Source organism: Streptomyces sp. NPDC055749, assembly GCF_053617235.1.
The window spans coordinates 87861-106297 of record NZ_JBSHFH010000012.1 but is presented as its reverse complement, the minus strand read 5'-3'; the positions used below and the strand labels follow the sequence as shown (position 1 = coordinate 106297).

9 protein-coding genes are annotated in these 18437 nt (G+C 66.9%); 6 read left to right on the top strand and 3 right to left on the bottom strand.

Features of this window, described 5'->3' with window-relative positions:
• Positions 1–184 precede the first annotated feature (184 nt).
• The 4 genes from ACWGO0_RS11890 (at position 185) to ACWGO0_RS11875 (ending at position 3049) form a co-directional block, all read left to right on the top strand.
• Complete coding sequence (locus ACWGO0_RS11890) at positions 185–1495, top strand: hypothetical protein (RefSeq protein WP_453531864.1); 1311 nt, start codon at positions 185–187, stop codon at positions 1493–1495.
• A 9-nt stretch (positions 1496–1504) separates the two neighbouring features.
• Positions 1505–1630, top strand: coding sequence for a hypothetical protein (locus ACWGO0_RS11885; protein ID WP_453531861.1), 126 nt, complete (start codon positions 1505–1507; stop codon positions 1628–1630).
• A 379-nt stretch (positions 1631–2009) separates the two neighbouring features.
• Entirely contained in the window at positions 2010–2846 is an 837-nt protein-coding gene (locus tag ACWGO0_RS11880) for a helix-turn-helix domain-containing protein (RefSeq protein ID WP_453531858.1), read from the top strand.
• A complete protein-coding gene (locus tag ACWGO0_RS11875; RefSeq protein WP_453531855.1) occupies positions 2843–3049 on the top strand; it encodes a DUF397 domain-containing protein in 207 nt (68 codons plus the stop codon). The genes ACWGO0_RS11880 and ACWGO0_RS11875 overlap by 4 nt, the downstream gene beginning before the upstream one ends.
• 70 nt (positions 3050–3119) lie before the next feature.
• Here the strand turns inward: ACWGO0_RS11875 and pglX are convergent, their stop codons facing one another.
• Positions 3120–6785: a BREX-2 system adenine-specific DNA-methyltransferase PglX gene (gene pglX / locus ACWGO0_RS11870; RefSeq protein ID WP_453531852.1), complete on the bottom strand. Its 3666-nt coding sequence runs from the start codon at positions 6783–6785 to the stop codon at positions 3120–3122.
• A gap of 202 nt (positions 6786–6987) precedes the next feature.
• Between pglX and ACWGO0_RS11865 the strand changes: the two genes are divergently transcribed.
• Together ACWGO0_RS11865 and ACWGO0_RS11860 are read left to right on the top strand one after the other, a co-directional pair.
• Entirely contained in the window at positions 6988–7545 is a 558-nt protein-coding gene (locus tag ACWGO0_RS11865; protein ID WP_453531849.1) for a DUF6932 family protein, read from the top strand.
• Positions 7542–8540: a hypothetical protein gene (locus tag ACWGO0_RS11860; protein ID WP_453531846.1), complete on the top strand. Its 999-nt coding sequence runs from the start codon at positions 7542–7544 to the stop codon at positions 8538–8540. The genes ACWGO0_RS11865 and ACWGO0_RS11860 overlap by 4 nt, the downstream gene beginning before the upstream one ends.
• A 75-nt stretch (positions 8541–8615) precedes the next feature.
• Here ACWGO0_RS11860 and ACWGO0_RS11855 read toward each other — a convergent pair whose 3' ends face one another.
• The gene (locus ACWGO0_RS11855; protein WP_453531843.1) at positions 8616–13574 is read right to left on the bottom strand and encodes a DUF3320 domain-containing protein; all 4959 of its coding nucleotides are present in this window, start codon (positions 13572–13574) and stop codon (positions 8616–8618) included.
• Between the two features lie 162 nt (positions 13575–13736).
• Positions 13737–18173: a BREX system serine/threonine kinase PglW gene (pglW, locus tag ACWGO0_RS11850; protein WP_453531840.1), complete on the bottom strand. Its 4437-nt coding sequence runs from the start codon at positions 18171–18173 to the stop codon at positions 13737–13739.
• Between the last annotated feature and the right edge of the window lie 264 nt (positions 18174–18437).

The following is an 18437-nucleotide window of genomic DNA, read 5'->3' as shown; positions in this document are numbered from 1 at the left end:
TCGCCTCCTCGAGCCCACTCATTTTCGGGGCAACGGGCTCTGGATCAGAACGGCTGCAAGCTCCGGGAAGGCGTCAGATCGTCAGTTCACCGGGATGCGGCGCCCGCAGGTGACAGGCACGAGGTTTGTGCCGTTCCTGTCCCACGTCAGCCGTAGGCTGTTGTGGGGAAACGAGGGGGAGACGATGATTAATTACCGCAAGGCGATCGTTCCGGTGTGGACGCTGGCGACCGGCGACGTCCAGGTGCCCACAGTGGCCGGAGACGGGCCGATGACGGCTGAACGCTTGGCTGAACTGCGCGGCGTGCTGGCCGGTCTGGCCGATACACCGATCGCCACACTTGAGGTACATCCGCTGCCCGACAAGCTCGATCGCAGCCGAGGTATCCCCCTCGATGCCGTGAGCCCCTTGGCGCAGCACCTGTCACAGCTCATCACGCAGTCAGCGCGCAGTTCCTCTGTGGCGGCGACGGCGACCGCTGCCGGCGAAGGCCTGTTTCGCATGGTGGTTCCGGCGAAGGTTGCCGCCCAGGTCGGTCAGGGCATCGTTTGCTCGATGCGGTCGAAAGCGGTGGCCGGTGGCATCCACGGTGCACTCATGGACTCGACAGGCAGAATCGCGGCCGGTGCGACGTTCGTGCCGGTCGGTAAAGTGGCAACAGCAGGGGCAGTCGGTGGAGCCGGTGCAACGGCCGGCGTCGCGGCCACCGGCAGCGCGGCGCTCACCGTGGCCGCGCCGCTCGTGCTCATGGCCGTTGCGGTAGGGGTGAGCGCACACGCCGACTACAAGCGCCAGCAGGCTATCGAGCACATCACGGAACTGCTGGAGCAACTGCACGAACAGAAGCTCGAGGACGAGCACAGCGAACTCGACGGCTGCCGCGATGCCATCGACAAGGCCACCGCCATTCTGCTCGACCAGGGCAAGCTCGGCGCCTCGCTGGGACTGGACTCGGCAGTGCACGCCATCAACACGGCGCTGGGCAAAGCTGATCGCCGCCTCGCCCGGTGGCAGAGCGCACTCGATAAGCTGCCCGACGGCGAGGCCGTCGAGATCGGCACGCTGGCCAAGTCGTTCCCCGGCCTCGACGACCAGGGCGGCACGTTCCGCGCCCACCTCGAACTCGCCGCCCTGGCCATCGCGCTGAAGCAGCGGGTCATCGTCCTGCAGGCCGTCGAGCACGCTCAGAGCGACCCTGCCAACTTGTTCGAGAACTTCGCACGCACACTCAAGGCGGACCATCAGCGCCTCGACACACTGCAGTCGAGCATCGCCGGTGTCCTGGCACGCCTGTCTGCGCTGGAGCTGGCCCGCCCGCAGAGTCTGCGGCCCGTCTTCACGACCGGTGAGGTCGATCGCCTGATGCGCGCGACACACCGGATTCACAAGCTGGGCGACGGCGCCATGGTCGACAGCCGGGCAACAGACGTGGCGATTGATATCGCCCGTGACAAGGACGGCTCGGTGGTCGTGTTCCCTGCGCTGCCCGCGTAGGGCGATGTGGTGTTCGCCGAGGACGCCTCCACTGTCCGCACCGGCAGCGCTCCGCGGGCTCTGGCCGCTTCGCGGAACGTGACCATCGGCAGGCTGCGGCTGCTCGGAGCGGACAACATCGCCAAGACCACCTGAGCGATCAGGGACGAGCCCGAACACGCCGCTTGGATCTGCAGAGCACCGGCATGCCAACCCTGCCGGGAACGTGAAGCCACATTGGCTCTGAGGGCCTGGATCACGTGCTTGTCCAGGAACAAGCTGGGCGATACGCACCTCACGTTCCTCGCTGCGCACTTCTGGGGGAACTGCTGGGTTCAGGCAGTAAACGATCTCGGCGCGTGCATACCGTTGACCAGGAGAGATGCGCCGACGGGTCTGTGTTGTACGCGTCGGCGCGGGGGCTGTACGCGGAGCGGGGCGTTACCGGCTCCAGGGAGACGCGTTGGCCGATCCGCAGGTGGGGACGGTTCGGGGCAGGCGGGGCGACGCGGGACGGTATCGGGAGGCGTGGGACGTGGACGATCAGCGACAGCAGCCGGAGCATGAGTACGAGGTCGGGTCGGGCATTCTGCATGTGTTCGGCCATCAGTTGAAACTGTTCCGGGTGCGGGCCGGGCTGGAGCGAGCGGAGTTCGGGGCGATGACGGGGTACTCGGCTTCGACGATCGCCTCGTTCGAGCAGGGGCGCCGGATCCCGCCTCCAAGGTTCATCGACCAGTCGGACGAACTGCTGAACGCGGGCGGGGTGTTGCGGGCCAGTAAGGAGGAAGTGGCTCGGGCTCAGTATCCGGCGTTCTTCCGGGATGCGGCGCGGTTGGAGGCGGAGGCGGTTGAGCTGCATTTGTACGCCGTCCAGGCCGTGCCCGGCCTGCTGCAAACAGAGGAGTACACACGTGCTTTGCTCACCAGGCGACGGCCGCTCCTGAGCGACGAGACCATCGAGCAACGTGTGGTTGGACGCCTTGCACGGCAGGAAATCTTCAGCCGGTGGCCGGCCCCGCTCATGAGCTTCGCCATCGAGGAAGCGGTGCTCCGCCGCCCCTTCGGGGGTAAGAGCGTCATCCGTGGCCAGTTGGAGCAGTTGCTCCTCATCGGCGAGAAGCGCAACGTAGAGATTCAGGTCATGCCGCTCGACCGAGAGGACAACGCGGGAGTCGACGGACCGTTCACCCTGATCTCACGCAAGGGTGGTGAGCAGGTTGCGTACTTGGAAGTTCAAGGACGCAGCACCTTCGTGACGGATCCCGAAGAGGCCCGCTCCCTCGCCGCCCGCTATGGGATCATCCGAGCGCAGGCTCTCACGCCCCGGGAGTCGCTTGCCTTTGTCGAGAAGTTGCTGGGAGAGCTATGAAGATCGCGGAGACCAGTACGGCAGCTGCGGAGCTGGCTTGGTACAAGAGCAGCTACAGCGGAGCCGAGGGCGGCGAATGTGTCGAGGTCGCGGCCTGGCCCGGCACCGTCCATGTCCGCGACTCGAAGGATAAGACGGGACCGATCCTTTCTGTCACCTCTGGAGGCTGGGCGGCCTTCGTGGAGTTCGCCACGCAGACCTGACTGCGCGTGGACGACGGTGCCCCGCCATCGAGGCATTTCGGTGGCGGGGCACCCTCTTGATCGAGGCGAGTCAGTCAGCCTTCTTCGCCTGACCGCGCGATTTCTTCTCCGGACGCCAGGCCATGAGGTCCTCGGCCGAGAGCCCGTGTTTGGCGCGCTGCTCGTCCAAGTACGTCTGGTACTCCTCAGCGGGCGTGCCATCCCACCCTTCGTCGTACTCTCCATGCCACTGGCGCACCCACGGCATCAGCTCCTGAATGCCCGCAATGAGCGGGGTCAGTCGAGACGTCTCCCAACCAGCTTGCTCAGTACGGTCATTGATCACGTTGATCAGGGCCTGCACCTGATCCTTGTGATCCCAGCCGGCCCAGCCTAGGAGCAGCGTCGGGTCCGAGTCGGGCGACGCGTCGGGGTAGGAGATGAACCGCTCCTTGGGCACATCCAACTTGCCTCGACGCGACCAGTAGGACGTCTTGAGGAAGTCGGCGGATGCGTACTTCGGAGGTACGGGGATATCGTGCCGCTTCCCCGTCTGGTCCTCCTCCCTCTGCTGGTTCCACACCTGCTCCCATTGCTCGCGCTTACGCAGACCCGAGTCCTTGTAACGCAGGGAGGCAAGGTGTGGAACGTGCTCGACGGCGATGACGTCCGCAAGCACCGTCGCCAGGCTCGCGTCGCGCTTGCCCATGTGATCCGTGGCGTAAAGCTCGGCGACCGCCTGAACGTCGGCATCCTGCCTCAGAGCGTCAGCCAGTTGGGAGACGGTCAGAGTGCGGGGCACCCGAAAGCCGTCCCGGAGCCCGAACCAGAGATCCTCGTCCTCACATCGGTCGAGCAGCCAGACACGGAGGGCTCTCTTCTCCTTCTTCGCCCACGCCTCCGAGGCCCAGCGCCGCTTACATTCGGGGCGCTCGATCAGAGCAATGTCCTCGCGCGAGGTGATGATGTCGATGCGAGCTTGGACGACGGCCTTGTACTCGTCTGGCCAGTGCGTGGGAATCTCGGTGACTAGGGTAGCCCCGTGCCTATCAAACCAAGCGGTTTCAGCTGCACCTGCGGCGACCTTCCGCGCCAGCACGATCTCGAATGCCCGCTCCCCGAGGACGATCCCGGGCACTTCGGCAAGTGTGGGCAGCGTTGTACAGGCCACCTCGTCCCCGGTGAGGAGGTGGTACGAGCCGTAGACCGTCCAGTCCAACTCCTCTTGGAGGGCAATCATTTTGGCGCGGACAGAGGTGTGATCGATGCGTGCTTTGGCCAAGTTGGCACGTGAGGGTGCATGGTCCATGGCCGTGGGATCGCACTGACCCGCTTCCCGACCAAGCGACTCGAGACGCTGTCCAAGCTCAAAAGGCAGCTGCGCTGGCAGCGGAAAGTCAGCAACCTTAGTGCTGCTGAACTGATAGTTCCACGACCACGGCTGGTCCGCCATGCCGCTTGATGCAGTCGCGTTCCCCTTACAGAAACACACCTGTTTGAGCCAGAAGCAGGCAGTGGATGAATTAAGCACCCCGAGCAACTCCACGTGATGCTCCTCGGTGGCCCCCTCCGGAAGCTTGATCACAGGCGCGGTCTGCCTGAATGCCTTGCCTCCTCGTTCCAATACGAAGTGATTGTGTGTTGCCACCTCCGCAAACGACACTGCCCAGGAATGCGTACCATCATCCTTGGGCAGCTGATGCCATTCATACCAGGGGCGCCCGTCACTGAAGTACGTTCCTCTGGAAAACGTCGCCCGGTTACCAAGCTCAGTACGGAAAGGCCAGAGCCGCCGCGCATGCTTCGGAATCTCTTCAAGATTCACGATCACATGCGCCGAGTCATACGGATGAAACGCGTGCTCGGCCGCTGAGACACCCCACTCGCGAACCTCATCACCAATCGTCAACGGCAGGTGATACGAAGGCTCGGTACAGTCACGATCAAATGCACGAGCCGTGGCTGTCATGGCCTCATCGGCACCCATCACGCCGTAGAAGCCGATGCGCTTTACCCGGCCCCCGAGCCGCGTAGCCGTTTTCCCATCTACGCGCTGGAAAAGGTCGCCTGCTCCACCACCACTCAGTGACCACGGATGTTGGGTGTATGCCCCCCGTTCCGCGTCTTCCGCAGTAACCCAATCTGACTCGCTTCCCGGCCTCCCTACTTGATCCGTGATCGCCGACCATACCCGCCCTTGCGCCGCATCCTCCAGGTGGCTCGGCTCCCCCCGAATACCCAGCACCACTCGAATCGGCTCCGCCTGTCGCGACACTTGGTTCCGCCCCGCAGTGATCACCGTTGGCGTCTTATGTCCTGGAATGAACGCCCCCGACGTATCAATCACATGCGTCAGGTCGACCTTGCCGAAGAATTCCTCGATCAGTTTCTTTCCGAATTCTCTCTTCATGAAAGAGTTGGCCGTGATATGGCCCGTGAACCCCCCGTCACGCCGATCACCTCCTGCCCGCACAGCCAGCTCAAAAATCCGCTGTGCAAACGGGACCGACAACGCGTATTTCCCCGCACACGCGTCGTATGCCTTCCGATAATTCTCGTTCTCCTGCTTGTCCTTGACCGTGATGTACGGCGGATTCCCCACGACCACGTGGTAACTCCCCCGCCCCAGCAGATCCACCCGATCCGCGAACTCCCACACATCTTCGGTCCGAAACGCGAACGCCCGCTCCCCGCCCTCCATGGCCGAGTCCAGCGTCTCCGTAATTGTCTCCGCCCCTCGCCCATGCAGCAGCGAGTCCCCCACCGCCACATTGATCGGGAACTCCGGAGCCACTGCCAGCCGCCGCTCCCCGCACGCCTTGAGCACCGCCACCAGCATCCGGAACCGGGCGATCGCCACGGCGAACGGGTTCTTGTCGCAGCCGTGCACCGACTCCAGCGACCGCCGCACCAGCTCCCAGTCCGCCGTGCCCGGCTCCGCCTCCCGCCACTTCTTCAGCAGCCGCTCGAACATGCCGAGCAGGAAGTGACCGGAGCCGCACGCCGGGTCGATGCACCGCAGGCCCCGTACAACCGCCTCGTCGCCCTGCCAGCCCGCCGGCTTGTGCTTCCACACGGGGTCCAGGCCGAACTCCTCGACCGCAGGCTCCAGCGTCAGGTCGAGAATGAACTCCTCCACGAACTCGGGCGTCTGCAACAGCGCGTACGTCTTCCGCGCGTGCTCGCTCAGGTCCTGGTAGAGGTCGCCCAGGAAACGGGTGTCCAGCTCCCCGTCCGTGAAGTCGTAGATGATCTCGCCGTCCGCACCCCGCTCACGCCAGAACCCCAGCAGCCGCGTCGCCGCCTCGTACGACGGACTCAGCTCCCACAGCGCGTTGTGGCCCCGGTCGAAAAGCCCCGCGACCGCCTTGTGCGCCCCCGACAGGTGATCGAAGCCCGCCACCAGCCAGTCCCCGTCGTTCAGCTCCGGCTTCTCCCGGAAGAACGCCGCCTGCCGGTCCTCCGCGTCCGCGAGCCGCTCCCCCGGGCCCGCAACGAAGGGGTCGTCGACCAGGCCGTTGTCCTCGCAGAACCGCACGAACACCGTGGCCAGTACCCAGGCCGCCGCCGCCTGCGTCACGCGCTCGTCCCGCCAGGCCCCGTAGGTCGCCGCCGTACGGCTCGCCTCGCGGGCCGCCGCGTACTCGCGCTCAAGCTCCGTGCGGTACTCGTCCACCGACTCCGTGCGAGCCCGGAGGTCGTCCTCCAGCGAGGTGACCTGCTTGCGCAGATCCTTCAGCAGTGCGGCCTTGTCCACCGGGGCGCCCCTCTTTCCGTAACCCAAACCATCCCGTGCCTGCGGCTCATCCATCCTGCCAGTTCAGCCCCCATCTCCGGACGCTTCGGCCGGATCGGACAGCACGGCTTCTGTCACCCCATCGGCGGAAGAATCCCAAGCGGCCCCATGACCCCCGTCTCCTGACTTATCGTGCTCGCACGATCACCCGCAAAGGAGCCTCATGCCTCCCCTCCCGCCCTTCCTCCCGGCCACGGACACGTTGCCGCCAGGGCGCTTCCCTCTGTCCTGGGCGGACGTGGAGACGGAGCTGGTGAAGGACGAGCGATTTGCCGGCTCAACCACCCGCACGGAGATCTTCGAGGAATGGAAATACCACTTCACAGCAGTGGAGGCCGTGCTCGGAGCAGTGAGCCGGATGTGGCTGGCCGGCAGCTTCGTCAGCGGGAAGATCGACCCCAGCGATGTGGATGTCACCTATCTGATCCCGCACGATGTCTACGATGCGCATGAATCGGACGGCGACGTCGCCGAGTATCTGGACAACCTGGGGACGCGCGATTGGTGTGTCGGTCAGGGCATGCGCGTGGACGCGTACATCCTGCGACTGCCGGAAACCGCCCGTTTCCGAGATCTCGGTGTGACCGGAGCCATGGCACCAGGAGACCGGGAAGTGTTCTATCAGCTGGGGCTCTACGACGAGATCTGGCAGCGTTGCCGAGCGACACTGGGTAACACTCAAACCGACAGTCGGCGCGGATACGTGGAGGTACTGCTGTGAACGCCCCGCAGAACCTGCCCGACCCCTCAGACAGGCAAGCGCTGCTCGCATGGCTGCAAGCCAACCGGTCAAAGGCTCCGGGCAACGCACCCGTCCACTCCCTGGGCGAGCTCGCGACCGCCCAGCACCGGCGTCTACGGAATGCCATGGCGCACGGGCGACCACTCGGCGACCAGGGGCAGCAGGACGCACTGCGCCGTTCGCTCTGCCTCGCGCTCGACGGCCCACCCGTACGTGATCATCGGATCGAGTCGTCCGTTCTCGGTGGGTGGCTCACGGCTCTACAGACGGCCGTCACGTCCGTCGCACACGCTCTGGACGATCAGCGCCCGACTCATGATTCCGGCCCGGTCCCCAAGGAGATCCAGCGCGCCACGAAGCTGTACTCCTCGGCTGTCTTCCCCTCGTCCTACGGAATGTTTCTGGAGGAAGCCCCGCCGGAAGCCCAGCAGGAACTCCACGATGTCGGCACGATGGAGTCCCTGCTCGACCGCGCCATGTCAACGATCCTGGACCTGACCGACAAGGCGGAATCCGGGGCAGGCGCCGAGGACGCGATCCTTGCCGCCGCACTTCCGCTGGGGCGTCGGGCCTCCGGGCACCTGTCGCTGCTGTCCGGCGTGGTTGCCGATGCGGACGCCAGAGTCAGGCTCACCTGGCAGTCGCCCCACGCGGGCCTGCGGACGTCGACCCTGAGCAGTGATGGCGCGCAACGCTGTCGGCAGACGCTGCGCGCAGCCGTCTTCGAAGATCTCGAAGACACACTCCTCGGCACCGTGGTGGGCGGCAGCAAGGTCCGCGGGACCGTGGAGATCGAAGTCGCGGACCGCGGAGTCGTCACCGTCCGCGCCGACCGTGAGGTGACCGCGCTCCTGAGCGCCTACGCCAACCGCACGGTACGGACGAAGGTCCTGGTCACCACCGCCCGGTCGCCACTGGGCCGCGAACACCACAGCTATCTGCTGCTCGATCTGGAACTCGACGACGAGCAGTGAGGGAGCGGCGCGGGCAGGAACGGGAAGCCGTGATTCCCCGCTCCCCCCGCGCCCGCCCCGCCCTCCGGGTGATCGTCAGCTCACCGCGTTGATGCGCCCCGGCCCACCCTCGAGCCTGCGCTGCCTGTACAGCTCTGCGATGTCCGCCTCCAGACACGTGCGGATGTCCGCACCCATCCTTCGCCATCCGAAGAACTCGCACGCCTGCTTGATCAACTCGTCTTGGGTCATGCCCGGGCACTCCGCCGCAAGCTCGCTCAGCGCCAGTTGCCGCTCCGCCGGGGCGATGTACGTGACCTTGCGTGCCGTCTCCCCGTCCTCCGCTCGCCGGGCCTTGAGCCTGCCTGCTCGACCGGCCGCTTCATAGAAGCTGCCCTGCGAGGAAACGCTTCCCGAGCGGACCAGCTGTTGCGCCACGGCGCGGACGTTGTCCCGAATGCGGTTTCCCGCCCGGCCGACGCCCCACGCTTCACGGGCACGCTGCACCAGCAGGTCCTCGTGAATAGGGCCTTCGGCACCGATGATCTGCGTCAGCGCCCTTTTCAGCGCCGGCCTGGCCTCCGGCGTGTGCAGCTCGTGGCGGGAGGTGGCTGTGATCCGGCAGGCACGATACGGAGCGCTCCACTCCCGCTGCACCTCGGTGTCGACAGGTACCCGTTCGTACTCGATCTCGACCGGCGCTTTCGCCTGCGCGGGTACGTGAGTGACAGGAACTGTAAGTACCCGTCCGCCGGACTGACCCGCCGGACTGACCGAAGAGGCCACAGCTCCGGACACCTCATCCGCCGGAACCGAAGGCCTCGGCACCTGGAGGGACATCGACAGCGGGCCCTGAGCGACGGCCTGCTCGACCGCCTCCCGGAGCCGTAGCTCCGCCGCCGCCCTCCCCCGGTACCAGTCGGTGCCCCAGATCCGGTACAGCCGCCAGCCCAGGCCGTTCAACACCTGCTCGCGCAGCCGGTCGCGGTCTCGGGCCGTCTTCGAGGAGTGGTACATCGCCCCGTCGCACTCGATGCCGAGGGCGTACGCGCCCGGCAGCTCCGGGTGGCGCAGGCCGAGGTCGATGCGGTAACCGGCGACGCCGACCTGCGGCTGGACCCGGTAGCCCCAGTCGCGCAGCACGGCCAGTACGGACTCCTCGAAGGGGCTGTCGGGTTCCGCGTCGGACTGGACGACGTCGCGGGCGAGGATGGCGGGGCCGTTCTCCACGTACTCCAGGTAGCGCTTGAGATGCTGGACGCTCTCGTTCGTGCTGTCGGCCAGGCTCGTGCCGCGGAAGGAGGCGACGACCTCCATGCGATAGCGGGCGCGGGTGACCGCGACGTTGAGGCGCCGCCAGCCACCCCCCTTGTTGATGGGACCGAAGTTCAGTCCGAGCTTGCCGTGCTCGTCGGGGCCGTAGCCGACCGACATGATCATCACGTCGCGTTCGTCACCCTGCACCGACTCGAGATTCTTGACGAAGAAACCATCGAGACGCCCCTCGGTGAAGCAGTGTTCGAGGTCGGGGCGCAGGAGACGGGCTTGCTGCACGGCCTGGTCGATGGCCGAGGCCTGTGCCTGGGAAAGGGCCACCACACCGAGGGTCTTGCCGGGGCGGGTGTCGAAGTGATGGATGACGCGCTCGGCGACGTAGTCCGCCTCGGCCCGGTTGTCGCGGCGACCGCCTCGGTCGTAGACGCCGTCGGCCTTGAGGAAGGCGACGCCGACGTCGTTGCCCTCGTCAAGGGCACCGGGGAACGTCACCATCGAGTTCTGGTAGAACGAGCGGTTGCTGAAGGTGATCAGGTTCTCGTGACGGCTGCGGTAGTGCCAGCGCAGGGGCAGTTCCCGCATGGCGCCGGCTTTGCAGGCGTGCAGGAGCGATTCGAAGGAGTCGGGCACGTCCTCCTCGTACTCATCCGAGTCGTCCTCACCCGCGGAGTCGAAGAACGAGGTCGGCGGCAGCTGCTTGTCGTCACCGGCGACGACAAGCGTACGTCCGCGATAGATGCAGTTGATCGCGTCGCTGGGCCGGACCTGCGAGGCTTCGTCGAAGACGACTACGTCGAAGTGGTAGTCGGAAGGCAAAAATTGACTGACCGTCAATGGACTCATCATGAAGCACGGCTTGATCGGCTGCACGACCTCGTGCGTCCGGCCGAGCAGTTCACGCACGGGCATGTGCCGGGTCTTCTTCTCCGCCTCACGGGTGATGACGGCACCGCCCCCGCTCCCGAAGCGGCGGGGGCGGCGCTTGTTGCACGCCTCGATCACGGCACCACCCGCGGCAGCGATCAGACGGCGGTCGGCTTCCTGGTAGTCCGCCACGCGTGCGTCCAGGTCGTCCGAACGGGTCGTGCGCAGCCGTGCGTCGGTGGCAAGGATGCCGTCGGCCCAGGACCGGAGCATCGCCTGTTCAACGATGTGCGGCAGTTGCTGCGGATCGACGGCCCGCTCGGCCGCGCTCGCCACCAGGTCGTCGGCGCTGTGACGCGCGAGGACGCCGAGAGCGTCGCGGTACGCGTGCCACTCCTCGGGGCCGTGCGGGTCGGCGAGGAACGCATCGACCACTTGCTGTGCCTGGTCGAAGGTGCCCAGCAGGAGAGGGGAGAGCTGCCCTTGCCGGGCAGTGTCGAAGAGGCCGAGCAGCGCGGTAACGGACGCGCTCCAGCGTTCGGCTCGGCGGGTGGAAATCGCGCACCAGTCACCCAGCGAACGCCGTACGTTGTCGGCCAGCAGCCCTGGAAGGCGGTCCGTGTCGACACCGTCGGCCAGATGGCCGGCCAGCAGGTCTCGCCCGCCGGCATCCCGGCTCAGCTCGGCGATGCGGTCAGCGATCGCCAGCGCCTTGTCGAGCGCTTCCACCGCTCCCTGGTTACGCGGGGCATAGCTGCCCAGAAGGGGGGCGTGCTCGGCAGCAAGGCGTACCACCTCGGCCGCTGCGGTGTGCCAGGCCAGAGCCTGCTCCAGGCGGCCGGGCAGCGACTTGGCCCAGGACCCTGAGTGGGTGAGTGCCGCGACGACCTCGCGGTCAGCCTTGTACTGTCCCGAGAACCGGGCCATCAGCCCGCGGTGCTGATCCGCGAAACGGACCACCAGGTCCGGCAGGTCCGTCGCCTGAACGACTAGCTCGCCGAAGACGTCCTCGGCGGCCGTGCGCGCCTCGGTCTCGGCGTTCAGAGCCTGCCGCAATTCGTGTGCGGCCTGGTGTGCTCGACTCAGAGTGTCGCTGTCGAACCACCCTCGTAGCGGCCGGTGTTCGGCAGTGGTCAGGTCCGCAAGTTCACAGAGGGCGAAGGCCGCATCGACGTGCTCCTGCTTCGGCAGGCCGAAAAGGTCGGCAAGTTGCGCGAGTTGACTGGAGACGTCGTCCGGCAGGGGCGCATCGGGTGAGCCGGTGCCGTCAGGCAGGCCGGTCCGCACGGAGCGCACGGTCTGCTGGAGTTCGCGCACCGATCGGGGTTCGTCGAGCGTCGCCGCGAATGGGCGACGGTCGGTCGCGGTCCGCAGCGCGTCAAAAGCATCGGACGCCTCGGTGGCGACTTGGTGCGCCGATGTGCCGACCAGACCGCGCCACGAGAAGGTCTCCCCTTCGGCGGCGGGGCGCCAGGCCCTGCTGATGGCCTGGCTGGCTGAAGCGAGCTCCTGCAGGGCTCCGGCGCTCAGGGTGCGGACGGTCTTCGCGTTCTGGGCGGACAGTGGCAGCTGCGGAGTACCTGCCTGCTCCAGTTGGACAAGTCGTCCGAGGACGTCGTGGAGGGTCCGCTGGAGGGGCTCCCTGTTCTGGTTCATCCCGGCGGCGTACGCGGACAGCTCTTCGCGCAGGCGGCGTGCCCGCTCCAGTTCGTGCTCGGCCGCGCCGGTGACCCTGGCTTCGGTGGTCAGCACCCGAGCGAGTTCGGTGGCAACCGCCTTCTTGCTCGTATCACCGCTGTGGAGCGCCATGACGAAGTCGCCGAGGCCCACGCCGCGCAGCCGGTTGCGCACGACGTCGAGGGCGGCAGCCTTCTCACTGACGAACAGCACACTGCGGCCGGCATGCATGAGGGCGGCGATCATGTTGGTGATGGTCTGGCTCTTGCCGGTGCCGGGCGGGCCGCTCATCACGAAGGACCGGTTGTCGAGTGCCGCGGCGATGCACTGGCGCTGCGAAGCGTCGGCGTCCAGCACCAGCGGAGTCTTCTCGGGCAGCTGGACGTCGTCGATGCGATCCAGTTCCGGGGGCTCGAAACCGATGAGGTCATCGGGCAGGCCTGCATCGGGACCGAGGGCAACGGCGCGGACCAGCGGATGCCGGAGGATCTGGTCCTCGTTCTGCTGCAGATCCTGGTACATCGCTTCGCGGTGCGAGGCGAAGAGGCCGAGCACGACGCGCTCGTCGACGGACCAGCCCTTCTGCCCGGCCGAGACCGCGCGGGCCGCGGAGAACAGAGCGGGCAGATCGGTGACGTCGGTACTGGTGACCTTGGACCAGTCGACACCCATCCGATCCAACTTCACAGCGAGTGCCGGGTTATGGGCCCGGTCCTGGTTGTCGGCCAGGTGGAGCCGGTACCGGCGGTGGCTGTCACGGCGCAGCTCCACCGGGACCAGCAACAGCGGTGCCGAGCTGCCCTCATGGGCCCCGTCCTCGCACCAGTCCAGCATCCCCACGCCCAGCCACAGCACCCAGAGGCCGTAGTCGTTGAACATCTGACCGGACTTCTGCCGCAGTTGGTACAGGGCACTGTCCAGCGTCGCCTGGGTGGCCTTCTGAGTGATCAGCCCGGGGTTGGGTCGTCGTTCGACCACTCCACGACTCTCGTCGTCGGTTTCCTCGGCTGCCTCCACTACTCGTGCGAATTCCCAGCCTCTGACAAGTTCCGGCAGCAGGGATCCCGCATCGGGCGAGGTGATCTCAAGAGTTGACGTCTTGGTATGCCGAAAGTTCAGCAACCGGTTGCGCCCACCCATGTCCAAGAGGGAGTTGCGCCACCCCTCAAGCACAACTTTCAGCCGGTCGAGACCCGGATCGCTCGTGGCGGCGGACACGGTCTGGGGCTGATGGGGCATGTGGCGGGTACCTCCTGAGCAGAGCGCACAGGGGTATCCACACTCGCAGGTCCCCCCTGGAGGTATCTACCTATCAGCCCACATGGCCCGACACGCCAGAGATGGACAACACGATATGTATTTGTTGTGAAGGGCGGGATGGATGGGGCGAAAGGAGCAGCCTCATGAGGGGGCGTCCTCGGCCCCTGCGCAGGCCCCCGCCCGGAGTCCCTTCAGGAACAGCGAGTCGATCACCGCCCACTCCGTGGCCCGGTCGACCACTTCCACTGTGCGGCCGTCCAGCGACGGCGTCTGCTTCGGGTCCTCCATCGGGCACAGCCACCACAACCCGTGCGGGATCTGGGCGGGGCGGCGGGCCGCCTGCTGCAGTGTCACCAGCAGGTCGTGGCCGCCGCCGTCGAAATAGCGGGCGAGGAGACCCGCGTTGTGGACGAACAGCACCGTCTTGGGACCTGCCTCCTCCGCCATGCCGACGAGGCGCTCAGACATCCGCCCGGTGACCCGCTGGACGTACGAACGCAGGCCCGGCTTCAGCTCTCCGCTGCCGGTGAAGGCGGAGTCCGCGCGCAGCACCTTGGACCAGTCGGTGTTCAACTCGTCGGCCAGCGCCCGGAAGATGTTCAGGAATTCCTTGTTGAAGTCCACCGGGACGACTCCGAAGTCGGCTGCCACCGCAGCCGCCGCACCCGGCAGGTCGGCGCCCTTGAGGGTCAGCGCGAGGAAGCCGCCGCGCTCGACAGACGTAGCGAGCCTTGTGCGCAGCACGGCCTGCGGGTCGCGCCCGGCCGCCGCTGCTGTCCGGGCCTCGGCGACCAGCACGCTGGTGCGGGTGAAGATGGAGCTCGACCAGCGCGCTCCCTCGACCGCCGGAGGGAAGAAGCGCCTGCGAACGGTGTCGTACTCCAGCGGGAAGCCGGCTTCCTTGAGGGCGTCCTCGATCTCGATGTGCGTGGGCGCATCAGGCACCGGCACTGACGGGAACCGCGCCTTGACGCGTGCCACGAGTTCGCTGATCGAGATGCCCGTCTCCCGACGCACTCCGGCGGCGGCCTGGGAGATACGCAGGGCACGGGCCAGCCCGAGTGCCTTGGGGTAGATCTCCAGCCGTGGCGATGCGGAGGCATGCCGGGCGACCACTGCGGCAAGGCTGACCAGGCGGGTGTCGGCGAGCGGAGTCATCCCGCTGGGCGCCGCGACCTCGCGCAGGGTACGTACGACGGTAGCGCGGCCCGGTAGCGGGTCCTCATCGGCCAGCCGGTCGGCCTCCGCACCGAGAGCCGCCGCATAGTCGGCCAGCTCCTGCGGGGTGGGGTCGTCCGTGCCCGGCAGTGAGTCGAGTGCCAGCAGGACACGGGAGCCGCGGCGCAGTACTTCGAGACGCGGATCATGTTCGGTATCGCGTTGGAGCGCCTCGGCGTCGGCGGATGCGCGGACGACGGCCAGAGCCTTGGCCAGGGTGCGCTCGGGGGTGTCGTCCCCGGCGCCGTGCCTCACACGGAGTTCGGCAGCCGCTTCCTGGACCGTCATCACGCGACCGGACTGGGCAAGAATCTGCACCAGTTCGTCCCGGATCTGCGGGATCCAGTCGGTGGCGGCCCACTCCTCGATCGCGGCCACATGATGGCGGGAGACAGTGGCCTGACTGCTGCCCAGGTGCTTGGCGATGGCCGTTTGCGGTGGCCATGCCCCGAGCGGGGAAAGCCCGCCACCATCGGCTTCCGAGCGCGGCAGACCGAGCGTGAGACGGATGATCTCGGGTCGCAGATTCCCCTTGCGGGCCGGTCCAGGTGTGAGGCGTGAGGCCAGCGAGTCGACGGGTTCGGCGGCGACGAGTTGCGCCTGTGCCTGCGGATCGGCGGCCAGTGATGGCGGCATAGCAGCCGTTGCGGAAGGCATGGGCTCTGCGGCCGGCCTTCGCAGCATCGCCGTCCACTGCTTGTGGCGCCGGTTGAGCTCTCTGCGTACGAGCGTTCCCGCACCGCGAGCACGGGCAATCGTGTGAGGAGGCACGTCGAGCAGCTCTTCGACGGTGCCCGCGCTCAACCCGTTGGCGACGGAGACGGCGCGTGGAGAGAGCCCGGCCGCCTCCAGCGCGGTAGTCAGCTCAGCGGCGGCAGCGGCCGTCTCGCGGGCTTCCTCCGTGCTGGCGGCGACGGCTCCGACAGTGGCCGGAGTGGTGGCGGGCTTCGCCGAGTCGGCAGTACGGAATGTCTGCCGCCACGCGTCCTCCATCTGCTTGAAGGTGTCGAAGCGACGGTCGACGTCACGGTGCAGGGCGCGCTGGAAGAAGGCGGTGAGGCCGTCGCGAAGTCCCGGCTCGAACAACTCGGCCGCGACGAACAGTGCGACGTCCTCACTCATGCGGGGGTCTGTCTGGCCGTCACCCCAAACAGGACGCTCTCCCGACGCCATCTCGTGCAGGGTCACTGCCGCCGCGTAGCGCTCGGCATGATCGTCGTACAGCGAGCGGCGGGTGCTGCCGAGGAACGGGTCGAGGTAGCCGCGCGTACCTGCCGTGATGTCGCGCTCGGAGGCGTCCGCAAGTGAGAAGTCGAAGAGCAACAGCTCCCACGAGCCGTCGTTGCGCTTGTGCAGGCCGAGGTTGTCCGGCTTGATGTCGCGGTGGCGGGTGCCCTTGGCGGCGAGCTGATCGAGCGCGATGAAGAGGTCGTTGCCATACCGCTCCAACTGGTCGTAGGTCAGGCGCCCTTCGCCGCGCAAACGTGCGCCCAGGGAGGACTCCCCCGCGTATTCGAGTTCCAGGACGGTGTGTCCGGCGATTTCGCGGGGTTCTTCGAGGAGCCGGATGATCCGGCCTCCGCCCACTGCCTTCAGTGCCTGGGCCTCCGCGTACAGCCTGGCGTCCTTGTCCCGGTCGAGCGCGACCTTGAAGACGCGTTCCTCGACGACGACCCGGCCATCGAGTCCTTCGGCCTGTTCCACCACCCGCTCGACCAGCAGTGCGCGGGCCGTTGCCCCCGTCCCGAGTACCCGCCGGACCATCCACGTCCCGTCGACCGACTGGCCAGGCAGTGCAGTCAGAGGGTCGGTCTCGACGGACACGGACTGGTCGGGAACAGTGGTCTGCTGCTCGGCCTCGTCCAGCAGATCCAGGAATCGCTCCGCTGAGGGCAGCCGGTCCACGACTTCCGCGCGCGTGGCACGGTAGACGAGGTCGTCGAGGCTGTCGGAGAACCCGTCTGCAACCGCGTAGGGGTGCAGTCCGCCCTCCGTGGACAGCCGCTCGATCAGCGCGCTGCGCCGGTCTGCCGGGGGCTCACCCGTGAGCAGGAGATACGCGAGCGATCCGAGCCCGAACAGGTCCAGGTCCACCGGATCGGCGAACTCCTGGTCGGTCTCCGGGGCCAGATAGACCTGAGCGGCGTCTTCGATCAGGGCGCTGTCCAGCGGGGTATCGCCGATCGAGCGCATCGACGTGGTGTCGAAATCACGGGCAGCCGTCTGCCAGTCCGTAATGCGAACGACGGGTTCGGAGCCGTCCTCCTGCGCGGAGACGTAAATGGAACGGGCGGCCAGTGCACGGTGGTAGAGCGAGCGGTTGTGTGCGTAGCGGAGCGCCTCGGCGAGCTGCCGTACCAGGTCGAGCCTGATCTCCGGGGTGAGATTGCCACCATAGGCGTCCAGGTAGGCGTCGAGCCGCAGGTCGGTATGACGGTGACGGAAGAGAATCGCCGGTCCGCCCTGGTGCTGACGGATCTGGACGGCCTGCGCGATTCCACGGTGCGTGATGCCCTGAAGCACCTGGTACTCGCGGCGGGCGGCTCGGTCCGCCGCTCGCTTGGCTGCTTCGCCGGCCATCTGCTCGACCAGGTATATCCGTACGCGCCCGTCCTCCTGGACCAGCCCGTCATCGCGGACAGCGAGACGGTCCTCCCAGCCCGGACCTGCGTCCAGCACGCCGGCTTCCAGCTTCCAGTCGTCGCCGTAGCGAAGGTGTGCGGTGGAATCGCTGATGCCGATCTTCTGCATCAGCTGCTCCAGCAGCTGCGCGGACTGGGGGGTGACGCGCCAGCTCTCACGCTCCGGCGGCTTGCCGAGCAGATCGTCCCAGATCCTGTCGAGTCCGCCGGCTCCGTCATTGCGGCCGTACACGTTGATCCGCTGGAACTCGTCGAGACCGCTAACCAGACCGGGGGCGTGGAGAAAAACCGCGGGCTTGATGAACGGGACCCGCCGCGGATCGACGCCCATGGACCGCGCCGCTCGCTCCAACTGGCCCTTGAGTTCCTTGCACTTCAGGTCGGTGAGGTGCAGCGGGTTCTTCAGCGTACGGACGCGGTCGTCATGGAACTGCCAGGTATCGCCGTGGTTGATCACTCGGCCGGGGTGCCCCTTGAGCTCCAGCAGATACAGACCACCGGGCACAGCGATGAAGAGGTCACACTCGTTGGTGCGGCCGGAGGCTGCGGTAAAGGAGAAAGTGGCCCAGGCACGGTACGGCTCAGCAGCTGGCATCAGCTGCCGGACGTGATCGAGCCCTTCCTGCTCCCACGAATAGGTGGAACGGCGCGACTGAAACCAGCGCTCCTTGCGCGGAGGGCCCGGCTTGGGGGCCGAAGGCGTTCCTGCTGCCGTCACGGTCCGACCTCCGCGGTATCCATGCGAACGAATGCACAATCCCCTCCGACCCTACCTCGGGCCCGACCGGCCGTACCCGCCCCCATCTGCTGGGCATCCGGCCCCCGGTGGGCTCGTCGAGGCGCTGATTCTCCTCTCCAACCGTGCGATAGCGTGGCTTTGCGCCGCGCGCCCTCCCCGGAGGGTGTACGGGGTACGGCCCTGCGCTGCACACGATTTCGTTGGTCCGGTGGCCTCACTTCGGTGAGTACGGAGAGTTCCCGG

Bases quoted from the DNA above. Each gene is read 5' to 3' on its own strand.
- ACWGO0_RS11890 (WP_453531864.1), top strand. From the start codon at position 185: ATGATTAATTACCGCAAGGCGATCGTTCCGGTGTGGACGCTGGCGACC.
- ACWGO0_RS11875 (WP_453531855.1), top strand. From the start codon at position 2,843: ATGAAGATCGCGGAGACCAGTACGGCAGCTGCGGAGCTGGCTTGGTAC.
- ACWGO0_RS11865 (WP_453531849.1), top strand. From the start codon at position 6,988: ATGCCTCCCCTCCCGCCCTTCCTCCCGGCCACGGACACGTTGCCGCCA.
- ACWGO0_RS11855 (WP_453531843.1), bottom strand. From the start codon at position 13,574: ATGCCCCATCAGCCCCAGACCGTGTCCGCCGCCACGAGCGATCCGGGT.